The sequence below is a fragment of the Candidatus Zixiibacteriota bacterium genome (assembly GCA_018820315.1).
Lineage (GTDB): Bacteria > Zixibacteria > MSB-5A5 > JAABVY01 > JAHJOQ01 > JAHJOQ01.
This window is the reverse complement of the sequence record JAHJOQ010000087.1, coordinates 1-14,900: the sequence shown is the minus strand read 5'-3', so window position 1 is coordinate 14,900 and position 14,900 is coordinate 1. Positions and strand designations below refer to the sequence as shown.

Here is a 14,900-nt window from a genome sequence, read left to right as displayed (position 1 = left end):
TGCAAGGCTTAAATGTGAGGCGGTGTCAACACTACTGCCAGAAACTGAAAACCGGGCTGAATAAACAGCCCGGCTTTCGTCAGCACCAAAAACAGCTTAGAAGGCTCCCTTTCCAGTCAACATTACCACAACAGTCTTCATCAAAATCTTCACGTCTTGAGTCAGTGACCAGCTCCTGATATAGCGAAGGTCGTGATCGACTTTCGCTCTCACGCTCGACACCGAAGTATCATAACCGCAGGTGACTTGGGCAAGGCCGGTGATTCCAGGCTTCGCCTCAAGCCGCTTAGTGTAGTCCTTGACCTCATGCCTAAGCGATTCAACAAACACCGGTCGTTCCGGACGCGGTCCGACAAGACTCATTTCGCCCTTCAAGACGTTGAAGAGCTGTGGGAATTCATCGAGCCGAGTCCTGCGCAGAAAAGAGCCTACACGTGTGATCCGAGGATCATTCTCCGTGGCCCAGATCGGACCGCTCTTCTTCTCTGCGTTATTGACCATGCTTCTGAATTTCCACACTTTGAATGGCTGGCCGTGGACGTCGTCGCGGCGTCTATCACGTTCGCGCCGATCGAAACACATCTGTGTTCCAGCTCTGCGAGCAGACCGCCTGCGATTACGCCCGACTCGCGACTGCGAGAAAAATACCGGTCCATCCGAGTCCAGCTTGATAGCGATAGCTAACAGTGCAAACAATGGCAGCAGGATAATCAATCCTACTGTTGATGCTATGATGTCAATGGATCTCTTTGATGTCGCACCGATGGAGAACTTCCCTAGAACTTCCTCGATCCATGAAAGTGGTCTGATTTCAGCTGCCACCGAATACACGACAAAAAGCGCCATCGTGAAATTGGACAGAACAAATTCCCTGAACGCAAACTCAGCCGCACCCGCAAACTGCGCAATTTCACCAGTTATCTGATCAATTGGTCTTGGCTTGGCTGGCAGGACACCGGGAAATGTCGCCCGGGATGATCCGGGAACAGAAAGAGTCAGATCCTGACGATATGTCAGGAAGCTGCTCTTGCTCATAATATTCTTCCGCGCGCGTTCTTTTGAGTTTTCTTGAAACATCCTCTAGTACGTTCCCCCGTCTATGAGGTTTATAGTTCACTTGTTTCGCTTGCTATGAGCAAATGCTCTGCCACCTTACCAATGCATCATAGAAATCTAGTACAATCCAAATCAAAGAGGAGCACACATATCCGCATTAGACTCTCACAGCCTTCTTACAGCTTGTGGTTCAGTGATTTATAGGCTGTGGCCAATTGCGGAACATGGCACAACTAGTAGAATATGAAGTGCATACATTCTCAACCCCGTTAGGCAGAGCAATGCACAACGGAGCGGATTATATGCATGCTTTTGCAATAAAGCTGTTGCGAATGTAATGGATGAATCCGAGACTACACAGTCTAAGTCGTTAGATCAAACTTGAATAGGGTACTGGCTTTCCGACAACTTCCGGGGTCTATCTTGTCTTGCCGAATTGCAGCCTGAGACTGATTCTGTGAACATCACCAATCTGTTCATCAGGCAAGTACGAGTAGTCGATTGAACCGAACGAGTGCCTGACTCCCAATCCCAGAGCCATACCGGTTGACCCGCCCAAGTCTGTGCCGCTGAAGTCATGACTGTATCCGGTTCTGAGGAATACTGTGTTTTCGTAACAGTATTCAACGCCTTGGTGAATTGCAAAGGCGTTATCTTGTGGTTTGGAGAGGTCTGATGCAATCCGCAGTCTTCCATCGTACAGATTCAATGCCAGCCCCGCCGTGACGCTGCTCGGCAGGGGGAATTCCTCGGTGTCATGGCGCAGGCCGGCGCCAAGATTCGTTACGTTCAAACCGAGTGAAAAAGCTCCCGTTACATAGAGAGCGCCAACGTCGACTGCGTAGCCGTTCGCCGAGGATTGGTCAAGTTCCTCAGAGAAGAACTTTCCCGTGACACCAAAACTGACCTGGTCGGTCAGGCGGATCGATCCAGACGATGAAACAACCATCGCATTGGCTGAATACGACCCTGTCGGCTGATCTTTGCTGTCATAGCCATCAAACGATCCGTAATCGAGATATGAAATGCCTAACCCGAAGGCGAGAGTTCTTGAGACAGGAAATGCGGCGCCGAGATATTCCGACTTAATGTCGAGATACCAGTCGTTGTGCATGAAAGTAATCTCAGTGGTCGGGATCTGAACAAGGCCGGCAGCATTCCAGTAGCCAGCAGTAGCGTCATCAGCGATAGCAACAAATGCTCCTCCAAGAGCGGAGGCGCGTGCGCCAACCCCCATCTTCAGGAAGTTGGCAGATGTCGTTCCAACATGGGACGACGAGTTGGTCTGCGCGTGAGCATTGGCAGAGACGATGCCACACATCAGCGCAGTTATTGCGAAGACCGCAAGCGGTCGTATTGATATCCGGTTCCCCATGTCATCCACCCCGGTGATGTTAAAGCTTAAGTGTTGCGAGTTCACCGAGAACCAACGCAACGATGATGCCGGATGTTATGAGTGAACCATGAGATTCGCTTTGTGGGTGTCTTTGGTGCTGACATAACAAAGCTAACATCCTGTTTCTTCAACGTGTTAGATAGCAAATTCCATTTGTCAAGTATCGCGAGAAATTCGTGGGAGTACCACTACACAGCCCTCTCGCGAAGTACCTTGAACAGCCTTCATCTTGAGCAAACTATTGGATTTCAACAAGACCCTGCGGGGCACCTCCTTGTGTCGATTCAGGTTAACGTCCGCTGTTCACCTTCCATACATTATGCCGGATTAACCAGCATTTACTCTTCGCCGGGACCCAGATGTCGATTCATGCGTGTTCTCTGTGGCTCCAGCCGGGTTCGTTCCCCCTCCAGCTTGAAACCCGTAGCGAGTATCGAGGCTGATAGTAATCACTCAAATACTCTTATGCAACTAAAACTTCGACATATCTGAAATTTTCTTAGTATTGCAAGACATATACATAGATCGTGATAACTGTATATAAATCAGGGATAAATGAAGCGACGAAGCCACGTTAAACTACTGCATCCACGGAGCGACTTTGTGAATAATTGCACAAGCGGGAATTGAAGTCTTAATCTCAAAAAGTGTGTAAATCTGACCGCAATCAGTACCGCAAAACTGTGGCAATCGCTCTTACGATTTCGATGTCAGGCTTGGCGAACTATCACTTCAACCGCCCCTTCATCAGATCGTAGCGGCCTTTGCCGAGATCGCGGGTTTTCACATCGGCGGGAAACTGCGCGATCTCCGCTCTGGCATTGTCGATCCGCTCCTGCGTTTCGGGATGAGTTGCAAACATGTTTTCGAAGAAGTTCCGCTGACCCTCTGAAACCGAAGCCAGCCGTTCGAACATGTTAATCGCGCCTGTCGGATTGTAGCCGGCGTTAGTCATATAGAGAATACCGTACTGATCAGCCTCTCTCTCGTTCGCCCGCGAATAGCCCGATAATGCTACGGTCAATCCGAGTCCGATTGCAGTTTGCAGTGTCTTGGTATCCGATTCGCCAACCACTATTTGATAGAGTATGTCTATCCCCATAGCCTGCTGCAGTCTCTTGACACCATGCCGCGCGACAATGTGAGAAATCTCGTGTGCAGTCACCGCAACGAGTTCTGCCTCGGTGTTCATGAGTTTCAGCAAACCTGTGTAGATGTAGACATACCCACCCGGCGTCGCGAATGCGTTGATGTCATCAGATTCAATAACGGTGAAATGATATTCGATATTCGGCCGGTCGGACACCGCGACGATTTTCTGTCCGACTTCGTTGAAGTAATTCTGCCAGTCCTGATCCGCGAGGATTTTCGATTCGGAACGAACCTGCTTATCGAATTCCTGCCCAAGCCCGATTTCCTGGCTGTCAGAAATCAGAATTACGCTCTTCTTCCCTCCCGGCCCGGTGGTGGCGCATGAAAGAAGCAGCGCGAGAATTGGAACGATTATCACGAGTGCATATTTTCTCATGAGACCTCCGTATTTCTTCATACGTTAGTCACATCTTTTAGAGTATTCAACCACAAAATATCGCTCCGGTTTCCGTTGCGCGGCAGATATTCACAGCCGCACCATAATGGCAGGTTTCACAAAGAGCTGCCATACGCTCTTTCGCCATGAACATTGTCTGCATACAAACGTTACATTCCTAAGCCGAAACGGCTCCGAGGTTTTATCTTGCTATGAAGCCAAAATGGTGTTATTTGATACGCCTGTTTAGTAATTGCAGTGGCAGCCCGATACAAGTTTAGGAAGATGAAAAACATCAAAGAACAACTCAGGATACTGACCCGCAACGTTGTCGATTCGCTGCCGGAAGGCGAGCTGGAAAAAAAGCTGGCAGTTTCGATCAAAGAGAACCGTCCACTGCGCGTGAAACAGGGATTCGATCCGACAGCGCCCGACATCCATCTCGGCCATACGGTCGGCCTCAGGAAACTGCGCGAATTCCAGGAATTGGGGCACACGGTCGTCGTCATCGTCGGTGATTACACGGCGTTAGTCGGAGACCCATCGGGACGTTCGGCGACAAGACCGCAGTTGACATCCGATCAGGTTGAATCCAACGCAAAGACCTATCTCGAACAGTTCTTCAAGATCGTCGATCGAAACAAGGCCGAGGTGCGGCGCAACGGTGAGTGGTTCTCGAAGATGAACTTCAAGGAGATACTGGAACTCTGTTCCAGATTCACGATCGCACGCATGCTGGAGCGGGACGACTTCGAGAAGCGATACAAATCCGGATCGCCTATTTCGATTCATGAATTGCTTTATCCGCTGATGCAGGCTTACGATTCCGTCGCGATCAAGGCGGATATCGAGATTGGCGGCACAGAGCAGCTGTTCAACCTGCTTGCGGGCAGGCAGATTCAGGAAGCTTTCGGCGTCGAGCCACAGGTCGCGCTGACTCTGCCGATTCTCGAAGGGCTCGACGGTGAACAGCGCATGTCCAAGTCCATTGGCAATTACATCGGGGTAGCAGAATCCGCCGGTGAGATATTCGGGAAGATTATGTCGATCCCGGATAAGCTGATTCTGAGCTACTTCAGGCTCTTGACTGACTTGCCTGACGATGAGATCGGCTCCATTGAGAAGCAGCTCGCAGATACTACCGTTAATCCGATGGATACCAAGAAGCATCTTGGAGTCACTATCGCATCAATGTACGCGTCTCCCGATGAAGCAATCGCGGCTCGTGAGAATTTCGAGAAAGTATTCTCTCAGAAACAGGTTCCTGATATAGAGCCGACCTTACCACCTCCCGAAGGTTATTCGCCTGAAAACACTTTGATTTACTGGCCGAAGGCTCTGGCTGATTGGGAAATAATGACGTCCTCTTCTGCCGCGCGCAGACTGATCGAACAAGGAGGATTTCACGTAGATGGTGAGCGAATAATGGACTTCTCAACAGCTCTTCCCTTTACTGAAGAGCACATATTGAAAGTTGGGAAGCGAGGCTGGTACAAGACCAAGAAAGTTGATGAGTACCCAGATTAGATTGAGATCGAACGTTACCGATATTTCGGTGTTTAATATGCTGGAGATATGAGCAAGCGAATTTCGACATTATTGATGGCAGTAATGGCTGCTGTGGTTCTGACCGCCGGAGGATGCGGTTCGGGGGCCAAAGTCACCACCACCGTGCCGTCGAAGGCAGATCAGCCGAGACAGATTGTCAATCAATATGCCTATTCCTTCTATGCCAGCGCTGTACTTGCAGAGCAGGAGAAAGACTACACCGCAGCACTTGCGTATTACAGTGAAGCGCTCAAACAAGCGCCCGGCAACACAGATATTCTCTATGCGCTTGCGGATCTTGAATTCAGGTTGAGACAACCGCAAAGGGCTCTGGAGACCGCTCAGAAGATATTCTACAAAGACAAGAACGCGAATATGCTGATTGCCAATTGCTACCGGGCGCTCGGAGATCACGCGACGGCGGAGCTGACGTATGCGAAGGTTCTTCGGATGGACCCGCACAATCTGCAGGCACACTGGTATTCCGGCGTCTATGCCAGTCAGCGTGGAGATATTGATGCCGCGGCGATGCATTTCGAGGAAGTTGCGCAGCTCAACCCCACGCCTGCAATCTATGTTGAGATAGCCAAGCTGCACAACTCTCGCCACCAGGTCGATGATGCAATCGCGGCATACAGGAATTCAATCGAACTCGATCCGACTGAGAGCAATATGGAGGCATACCTGAATCTGGCCGGGCTTCTCAGGGCAAACAACGATGCATCGGGTGCAGAGGAAATCCTGGTTCACGGCATCGCGGCAAACCCCGAGTCGAGGGCATTCAGGTTGTACCTCGCTGAATTGTACAACGATCAGAACGATACGACTTCGGCCATAGAGATTGTAGAATGGATCTGGGCGAACTCTGAGGCCCAGGAACCGATACTGGAGCGCATTGGACAGATCGCATTTGAGCTTGACCGGCTGGACCTGGCGGACAGCATATTCGAACGTCAATTGACGATGTCACCTGAGTCGATTCTCAGCAATTTCTACCGTGGACGAATTGCGATTATACAGGATAGAAACAGCGATGCGAAAGGTTTCTTCTGGAAGCTCATAGACGTCGCTGATTCCCTGCCGGATGGATACATCAATCTCGGCATGATATACCTTGACGAGGACAGCCTTGATCTTGCGGTCGACATACTAAAAGATGGTGTAGCGCGTGCCGCCAATGGCCGTGAAGAGGCTCAGTATTATCTCGCGACCGCTCTCGGCCGAGCGGAAAGATATGATGAAGTGCTCCCGATTGCCCGGGCGCTGACCAAGACTCATCCCGAAGAGATCAGATTCCTGTTCATGCTGGGCTCGGCATATGAACGCACGCAGATGTTTGATTCGGCAACGGCAGCATTCACAAAGATCCTCGAAATGAATCCCGATCACGCGCAGACGCTTAATTATCTTGGATACATGTGGGCCGATCTCGGAATAAACCTCGATGAATCGCGAAGAATGATTGAGAGGGCCCTTGAAATCGACGGCGAAAACGGCGCTTACCTTGATTCATACGGATGGGTGCTCTACAGGCTCGGCAATTACAAGGATGCCGAGGTACAGATCAGGAAGGCCATAGCTTTGGTGGCTAACGAAGACTACATCCTCTTCGATCATCTTGGCGATATATGTCACGAGCTGGGCCGATTTGAAGAGGCAAAGCAGAGTTGGAAAAAAGCACTCGATATAGACCCAGACAATGTCGAAATACAGGAGAAACTCACCAGGTGAAACGCAGGTCCCTGGTTGCGCTGGCGCTCTTAATTCCGTTATTCCTATCATGCGCAAAGCAGCAGCAGCCTCCCGGTGGTCCGGAAGATAAAACGTCTCCAGAAATCATCTCGACGATTCCTGAGTCCGGCACAACAGAAGTCAGCAGGCTTCCCGAAATCACAGTCTCATTCTCGGAGCGAATGAATAAAGAGCGTACACGCGAGGCGATCTTTGTCTCTCCTCCGACCGATGGCGATTTGCGGATCGACTGGAAGAAGAACAACCTGAGGATTGGATTTTCGGACAGTCTCGACGCCGACCGCACGTATTTGGTTACGATCGGAAGTGGTGCAACAGACGAGCACAACAATCGACTGACGCAATCAATTTCTGTAGCATTCTCAACCGGATCATCGCTGGACAGCGGGAGCATCTCCGGCACGGTTCGCTCCAAAGGCCTTCCGGATGGCGGCGCAACCGTAACGGCTTATATGCTCGCGCAGGCCGACTCGCTTAACTTCAGTGAGATGCGACCGCAGTATATTACACAGACCGGATCAGATGGAACATATCAGTTGTCATACGTCTCCCCCGGCGACTATCTTCTGTTTGCCTTCGATGACGGGAACCGGAACAACACCTGGGACCCGCCGAAAGAGCAGATTGGCTTCCCCAGCTTGCCGGCGCTGGTCACACCAACCGTCAGTGCGACATCGAGCATAGATATCACGATGACATCGCGTGATACAGTCCGCCTTGGCGTGGCAAGCGCAACGATTTGGTCGGATAGAGTCCTACGCGTCGAAATGACGTATATGGCACTGAAGCAGAATATAGAAAATGCGAGGATGCTGCTCATCTCCGCAGATTCGCCCGATACAATCCAAACTGACGAGATTTTTGTATTTACTGACTCTGCAAAATCGTTCGTGGCTGTGCTGCCTGACGTGGAATTCCCGGAAGCTCTCTATCTTCAAATCGAGAGCCTGTCCGACATATGGGGAAATGAGATTGCCACAGTTGAGGATTCCATTCTCCTTCAGCCTCCGATCGGTTCCGACCGACAGCCGCCGACAGTTGAAACGGTCGATCCGCCATCGGGGTCGCGCGGTATTTCAGTCAATCCTGTAATCACTGTTCGATTCAACGAGCCAGTGAGGTTTGATTCCGACTCTGGAGGGATGACATTGTTCACCCCCGACTCGCTTCCTCTCCCCTGCGAGCATGATCAACTTGACGCCTTTAGAATATCTTTCATTCCAACCGATACACTGATGCAGGCTTTAGATTACAGGGCCGTGCTCGACCTTGGCGCGGTGGCTGATCGTTCCGGAAATCGCGTTACTGACTCGACCTACTCTTTTCGGTTCGAGACGGTGAATCGCGATTCGCTCGGATCCTTCTCCGGGACTGTGACATTCGCTCAGAGGATGAAGGATCAACTGCCCAAGGTCTTCTTCGCACTGCTGCCGAATGGAAACTGGACACCGTTGGAAGTGAGTCTGACAGGGACGTTCAGTAAGGATGCCGAACCGGGCAAGTACAAATTCACCGGATTCTATGATCGCGATAATGACGGATTCTACTCTTCTGGTCGCATAATGCCATTCGAATATGCCGAGCCGATGATCATCATTAATGATACAGTGTCGGTTAGATCGCGATTTGAGACAGAGAATGTCGTTTTGCAGGAACGTTAGGAGGAGATGATGCCAGACCTATCCACACTACCGGTATGGGCCAGAGAGCTGATAATAGCGGGAGGGATTATGCTCGCGACGCTTATCTCGGCTATGATTGCACTCTGGCTGCTTGTGAAGATAAGGCACAAGATTGCTGCAAGAACGAAAACTGAACTTGACGATGACATCATCAAAGCAATCACAAAGCCTCTGTTCTGGCTGATTATCATAGCCGGATTCTCGGTATTGACGGACCACCTGCACGGTAGGTACGAGGAGAGCATCGGTTGGTTTTACAGCTACATTAAGGGTGGTATCTGGCTAGCCGGTTCAATCTTCGTAACGCTGATTGTCTATCGTCTCGTTGATGTCCTGGGGAGCTGGCTGACCAAGAACATCGCAGAGCGAGCCGAATCAGATATGTACGCCGAGTTCCTGCCTCTTCTCAACAGAGTTCTCAGGCTGATCGTACTGGTCATTGCCTTGATGGCGATTCTCGATCACTTCGGGATCAATGTCAATTCATTGCTCACGGTCCTCGGTGTCGGTTCCCTGGCTATCGCTCTTGCGTCCAGGGACACAATCGCGAATATGATCTCCGGTTTCATAATTATGATTGACAGACCTTTCAGAGTCGGCGATCGGGTCATTCTCGACAGCGGTGAAAAATGTGACGTCTTTCAGATTGGCTTGAGATCTACACGCTTCAAGACATTCGAGAACACGCTGATAATTCTCCCAAATGAGCAACTTCTGACCTCGAAGATCACGAACATCTCCTACCCGGATTCCCAGATTCGAGTCAAAGTCGACATCGGTGTCGCCTACGGCTCAAAGATCGAGGAGGTGCGCAGGATACTCACAGAATGCGCCGAGAAGCATTCGAAAGTGTTGAACAACCCTGAGCCGAGCGCTCACCTAGTCGGGCTGGGCGACAGCTCGGTCGATTTCGCTCTCGTGGGTTACGTCAATGAAATCACTGATCAGTGGACTACTCAGAATGAACTGCGCCAGATGATTTATGATGCTCTATATGAAGCTGATGTCGAAATACCATTCCCACAGAGAACACTCTGGATGAGACAGGATGAACAAACGAAAGACGCCTGATCACTTCTCAGATGTGTCAGATAAGTACACGACTCTGCGGATAGACTGCGGCTTGAAATCGTGGAGACAGCCACATTCAATCGGCCAGGATGTGACTTCAGCTGAAGAAATATCCAGAAGAGTGCTGAGTGGAATGTCTCTGGTCACATAGCCCAGCAGACTTCGGAAGTAATACTGAGACCTCGCATATGCTTTGAGATCGACATCCCTGTTCCAATCGAACGCAGTGAATACGATATACACAATATCCGACATTGAGAGGCTGTCATGCAGTAAGGTGCGAAAGGTGCGGCATGAGTCCGGGGGCGCTCCAAGCCTATCGCAGGTACGAAAGTAGACCGCGCAGGTGTCGTAGCCATCTCTGATTTGAATGAGCTCGATTGAGTCGAGATCATACCACCGCTTCAAGTTACCTGCGTAAAATCGCTTGTTCACAACATCGATGATATTGACCCAAGCGTCTTCGACGACCGATCTCCCATTCTTCACTGCTGCCCGACGTGTGACACCAGGCCTTATAGGACTGGGCTCTGCACCTGCAGTGAAGGTTACACCCTGAGGAATGTCGAAAACCACATGATTGACATCAAAATACTCTCTCGGCCAAACATCACCCTGGAGATCAGGCAACGGTCTTGTGACTACGACTATCTCTGCAGAGACTGCCGATGTCAGGGAGAGCAGCGCAAATGATAAGAAAATCCACATCCAAGTCGCATTCACAGTGGCAATTCCTTGCTTAGGGCTTTCGCTGAATATACAGTGAATGCATCGGTGTGAATCAAAAAAATTTGACAACGCGCAAAAAATTCCAGTTTATGTTGCCACAAGATTCTCGCGAGGGTATAAATAGATATGAAATATCTGCTCAGAAAGCGCCGGTCGGAGAACGAACCGGAACAGAAGAAGATCAACAATAGGCACGTGATTACTGCTGCAGCCGGAGCATTGGTACTGCTCGCGGCAATACTGCTAATCGCAGAAGTCCTTCATATTTACCACGACGATCTTCCGTCGATTGAACAGCTAACCGACATAGAACCATCACTCATCACTTACATATATGCGAACGACGGCTCGGTCCTGCAGACCTATTTCAACGAGAAACGCATATTGATTCCGTTCGATAGTATACCTAAATGCATGGTTGATGCACTACTTGCAGCCGAGGATGCTAACTTCTATGACCACTGGGGGATATCGAGCTACGATCTTACGAGGGCGGTGTATAAGAACATCACTCGAGGCTTCGGTTCGCAGGGGGCGTCAACTATCAGTCAGCAGTTGGCTCGGATGCTGTTTCTTGACCGAGAAGTCTCATTAATGCGCAAATTCAGAGAAGCGCTTACTGCCATCAAGATTGAGCGAGCGTATTCAAAGAATGAAATTCTGGAGATGTACCTCAATCAGTACTGGTTCGGCCAACGTGCTTACGGAATTCAAGCAGCCTCTCGTGCATACCTCAGCAAGCGTGCCGAAGATCTCAAGATTGAGGAGGCTGCCCTGCTTGCAGCGATCCTTAATGCGCCGGCGCGATACTCACCTGTCAATCACCACGATAGAGCCAAGCAGCGAAGGAACTACGTTCTCGGCCGCATGTCGATTGAAGGAATGATCTCGGAAGAGGAGCGAGATAGTCTGCAGCAGCTCCCGCTCATCGTAAACATCGCAACATCGCCCCCCGGTGAAGCGCCATATTTTACAGAAATAGTCAGGCAGTACCTCGTGGAGAAGTATGGGGAGGATGAAGTCTATTCAGGCGGCCTGCATGCGTACACATCAATTGATTCACGTCTGCAGCGAGTAGCAACTCAGGTGGTTCAGGAGTACGCAGATTCACTTCAGCGCATGACTGCAGCGATCTGGCCGTACAACGACCCGGATCACACTGAGCAATACTACGACTCGCTCGGAGATTCGGTGGCTTACAGATTCAAAGAGATACAGGCGGCTCTCGTGGCAATCGATAACAAGACCGGCGACGTTATCTCACTTGTTGGAGGAAAGGACTTCACAAAGTATAAGTTCAACAACGCCGTCCAGGCGCTGCGCTCCCCCGGCTCGGCTTTCAAACCGTTTGTCTACACTGCCGCCATCGAAAATGGCATGCGGCCCTGCGATATCTTCTATGATAACGCCGTCACAATCAATATACCTGGGCAGGAAGACTACCGTCCGCACAACTTCGATTTCAAGTTCATGGGAAAGATGCCTCTGCGCGATGCCTTCAAGTTTTCACGCAACGTTGTCGCGATAAAAATACTGCAGATGATTCAACCGCAGCAACCGATCTTCTTCGCACGCAAGATGGGGATCACCTCTCCCCTGCAGCCGGTTGTCACTCTCGCCATCGGTACAAGCGAGGTTACACTGTTGGAGCTGACGTCGGCATACTCCGTTTTCCCGGACCACGGGATTCACATCAAACCGAGATTCGTGACCAAGGTGATAGATCGGTACGGCAATGTTCGCGAAGACAATGCTGTATCTCCCGGCGAAGAGGTACTGACACCGCAGACAGCTTACATCATGGTTAATCTCATGCAGTCGGTCATTGACGATGATGGCGGCACCGGCCATAGCGTCCGGTGGCGCGGCTTCCTCAGGCCGGCCGGTGGCAAGACCGGTACGTCTAGCGACTTCTCCGACAATCTTTTTATGGGGTATACTCCACAGATTACGACCGGTGTCTGGGTCGGGTTTGGCGATGGGTTCACGACACTCGGCAAGAATCAAACCGGTGCCAAGAACGGCCTCCCAATATGGACACCGTTTATGATTGCCGCGCATGACTCATTGCCCGTTGAAGATTTTGACATTCCCGAAGGGATCATCTTCAAGGACATCTGCCTTGAGACTTGCGAGCTTGCTACGAACAACTGTCCCGATGTCAGGCGCGAAGTCTTCACCGAAAAGACCGTGCCGAAGGAGCTTTGCCACATTCACAGTTCCGCCAGCGATTACATCAATCGGCGTACCCGCCAGTTCAATCTCGACGAACCGGATTCGACCGGGGATCAGAAGATTCGCTTCTGAGGTGGCGGAGAATCATTCCGCGCTCGCTTGCATGATACCCTTTTGCATATTGACAGAATTGGCGTTTGGGGCTATATTTATAATGTCTTTACAGCAATTCATCACTGGATTACTAATAACTTCTGGGCTCCGATTATCGAAATGTATCGAAGGAGATCGACGAAATGAGAAAGGTAACATTTGTTGTCGTGCTGGCTCTTGCAGCAGCATTGATGTCGGGCCTGCAGACTGTTGCGTCTGCGGACACTCTCTGCGGGGACGTTAACGGAGACGGTCTAACCTATACCGTGGGGGACATGGTCCTTCTGGCTCGCTATGTACTGGGTCATGCACCAGCCGTAGCTCCATTGGAGAACAGCGACGTGGACCTATGTGGAAGCGTGAATATCTCTGATCTTGCGTTGTATGTAGATTTGTTTGTGCATGGACTTCCATCCAGCATCTGCCAGCCTCAGGACGACTGTTTTCCTTCTGCAGAAGGATACGAGATATCTATCGGCTGTCCGCTCGATATTCCTGTCGGGAACTGGGATTCGGTACCAATGCCGATCTACATCACAAACGGTGCCGATATCGCAGCGATCACACTCGGCCTCCGCTATGATTACGATGACATCGCCATAACATCTGTAGACGTTATCGGATCGATTATCCCATCCAGCTGGGACGCCATTCTGGTGTTGCCATCAGACAGCTCATACATCTGGCCGGTCGATGACAGCAACTTCGTATTAATAGTGTTTTATTGGATTGGACAGGGCACAGAAGCCTACATCGAGCCGCAGGAAGACGGTCTACTGGCCACTCTGTGGCTGCAAATACCGGATGGTGTAACGAATCAGGCCGTAGACATAGACTCTGCTTTTGTGCAGCCTGCCGGCGAATTCATGTTTTCACCGAAAACTCACGGTACGATACGACCCAATTTTGTCGATTGTGGGGAAGCTGATATTATCATTGGCGCATATGTCTGCGGTGATGTGGACGGCAGCGGTGCGGTTGATATCGACGACGTGCTCGCGATGCTGCAGTGCATCTTTGTGGATTGCTCCGGCATTCCAATAGAGCAGCTCGACCCAGACTGCAGCGGTGCGCTGGATATCGACGACGTCGTGTATTTGATCAGTTATATATTCTCCGGCGGACCATCACCGTGCAATGCCGATGGCGACGGATTGCCGGACTGTTAGGCGAGCGTATTCGTCAGCAGTCTCTTCTTTGAGGGGTGTTTGCGCGAAGGACGATTACTCTTCCATCGATCCATAATCGATGCCCATATAGTTGAGACATTCCAGCTTCCGGATCAGGCGCAGGTAGAATTCGTTGTAATTCTTCTCCCCGCTGCGTGTCCACACATTCTCTGCAACGGCAATGATGCGTGGAAAGACCTTGTCGTTAAGCTGACTCTCTGTCTCAACATATTCAGTGAATAGAGCGGCCTCTGCTCCCAGGATGTGTACAAGGTAGGCCGGATCGGCTCCACCGGTGATATCATACTGGTACATTCTAGGCAAAGTGCAGTACCAGTTGTTGAGATAAAGATTCCCGAAGTATGTGTTTACGACATCGTGCCCATTGGCAACAAGAGTGGCGATATCGTCTCCCGGCGCCCACCACTGACACTGAGAACCGGGTGGCATATCGTCCTGACAAGCTCCCCCTTCTGACCATCCGGTGGTATTGCGACCGTATGTGGTATACACGTACCAAGAAATCTCCTTCATGAACCACTCCTGTAAGGCGTGCTCACTGGTCAAATTCAGTGCCTCTATTCGGGCCTGACAATAGGGGCAGACGTCCCAGCGTTCCTTAGGCGCTTCATCGCCGCCGA

11 protein-coding genes are annotated in these 14,900 nt (G+C 50.8%); 6 read left to right on the top strand and 5 right to left on the bottom strand.

All coding sequences use genetic code 11. The features are described 5' to 3' along the window. Positions 1-96: 96 nt before the first annotated feature. The 3 genes from KKH67_08220 to KKH67_08210 form a co-directional block, all read right to left on the bottom strand. Positions 97-846 carry a sugar transferase gene (locus tag KKH67_08220; protein MBU1319168.1) on the bottom strand — a complete coding sequence of 250 codons (750 nt, stop codon included), beginning with the start codon at positions 844-846 and terminating at the stop codon, positions 97-99. A 628-nt stretch (positions 847-1,474) separates the two neighbouring features. After that, complete coding sequence (locus KKH67_08215; GenBank protein ID MBU1319167.1) at positions 1,475-2,431, bottom strand: PorV/PorQ family protein; 957 nt, start codon at positions 2,429-2,431, stop codon at positions 1,475-1,477. 748 nt (positions 2,432-3,179) lie between these two features. Next, on the bottom strand, positions 3,180-3,980 hold the full coding sequence (locus tag KKH67_08210; GenBank protein ID MBU1319166.1) for a M48 family metalloprotease: 801 nt from the start codon (positions 3,978-3,980) through the stop codon (positions 3,180-3,182). A gap of 285 nt (positions 3,981-4,265) precedes the next feature. On the opposite strand from KKH67_08210, the gene KKH67_08205 reads away from it, so the two are divergent. From KKH67_08205 to KKH67_08190, 4 genes are read left to right on the top strand one after another with little or no spacing between them, the layout of a single operon-like run. After that, positions 4,266-5,507, top strand: a complete 1,242-nt coding sequence (locus KKH67_08205; GenBank protein MBU1319165.1) for a tyrosine--tRNA ligase — start codon at positions 4,266-4,268, stop codon at positions 5,505-5,507. 48 nt (positions 5,508-5,555) lie between these two features. Further along, entirely contained in the window at positions 5,556-7,259 is a 1,704-nt protein-coding gene (locus KKH67_08200; GenBank protein MBU1319164.1) for a tetratricopeptide repeat protein, read from the top strand. Further along, the gene (locus tag KKH67_08195; protein ID MBU1319163.1) at positions 7,256-8,941 is read left to right on the top strand and encodes an Ig-like domain-containing protein; all 1,686 of its coding nucleotides are present in this window, start codon (positions 7,256-7,258) and stop codon (positions 8,939-8,941) included. The genes KKH67_08200 and KKH67_08195 overlap by 4 nt, the downstream gene beginning before the upstream one ends. A gap of 9 nt (positions 8,942-8,950) precedes the next feature. Further along, positions 8,951-10,033, top strand: coding sequence for a mechanosensitive ion channel (locus tag KKH67_08190; GenBank protein ID MBU1319162.1), 1,083 nt, complete (start codon positions 8,951-8,953; stop codon positions 10,031-10,033). On the opposite strand, the gene KKH67_08185 is transcribed toward KKH67_08190, so the two are convergent. Beyond that, the gene (locus KKH67_08185; protein ID MBU1319161.1) at positions 10,034-10,741 is read right to left on the bottom strand and encodes a hypothetical protein; all 708 of its coding nucleotides are present in this window, start codon (positions 10,739-10,741) and stop codon (positions 10,034-10,036) included. Between the two features lie 147 nt (positions 10,742-10,888). Here KKH67_08185 and KKH67_08180 point away from each other — a divergent pair, with 147 nt between their 5' ends. Next, entirely contained in the window at positions 10,889-13,069 is a 2,181-nt protein-coding gene (locus KKH67_08180; protein ID MBU1319160.1) for a PBP1A family penicillin-binding protein, read from the top strand. Positions 13,070-13,233: 164 nt separating this feature from the next. Continuing rightward, on the top strand, positions 13,234-14,259 hold the full coding sequence (locus KKH67_08175; protein ID MBU1319159.1) for a hypothetical protein: 1,026 nt from the start codon (positions 13,234-13,236) through the stop codon (positions 14,257-14,259). A gap of 54 nt (positions 14,260-14,313) precedes the next feature. Here the strand turns inward: KKH67_08175 and KKH67_08170 are convergent. Further along, positions 14,314-14,900, bottom strand: a 587-nt coding sequence (locus KKH67_08170) for a family 20 glycosylhydrolase (protein MBU1319158.1), incomplete at its 5' end; no start/stop codon positions are given.

Bases quoted from the DNA above. Each gene is read 5' to 3' on its own strand.
- KKH67_08220 (MBU1319168.1), bottom strand. From the start codon at position 846: ATGGCGCTTTTTGTCGTGTATTCGGTGGCAGCTGAAATCAGACCACTT.
- KKH67_08215 (MBU1319167.1), bottom strand. From the start codon at position 2,431: ATGGGGAACCGGATATCAATACGACCGCTTGCGGTCTTCGCAATAACT.
- KKH67_08210 (MBU1319166.1), bottom strand. From the start codon at position 3,980: ATGAGAAAATATGCACTCGTGATAATCGTTCCAATTCTCGCGCTGCTT.
- KKH67_08205 (MBU1319165.1), top strand. From the start codon at position 4,266: ATGAAAAACATCAAAGAACAACTCAGGATACTGACCCGCAACGTTGTC.
- KKH67_08200 (MBU1319164.1), top strand. From the start codon at position 5,556: ATGAGCAAGCGAATTTCGACATTATTGATGGCAGTAATGGCTGCTGTG.
- KKH67_08190 (MBU1319162.1), top strand. From the start codon at position 8,951: ATGCCAGACCTATCCACACTACCGGTATGGGCCAGAGAGCTGATAATA.
- KKH67_08185 (MBU1319161.1), bottom strand. From the start codon at position 10,741: ATGTGGATTTTCTTATCATTTGCGCTGCTCTCCCTGACATCGGCAGTC.
- KKH67_08180 (MBU1319160.1), top strand. From the start codon at position 10,889: ATGAAATATCTGCTCAGAAAGCGCCGGTCGGAGAACGAACCGGAACAG.
- KKH67_08175 (MBU1319159.1), top strand. From the start codon at position 13,234: ATGAGAAAGGTAACATTTGTTGTCGTGCTGGCTCTTGCAGCAGCATTG.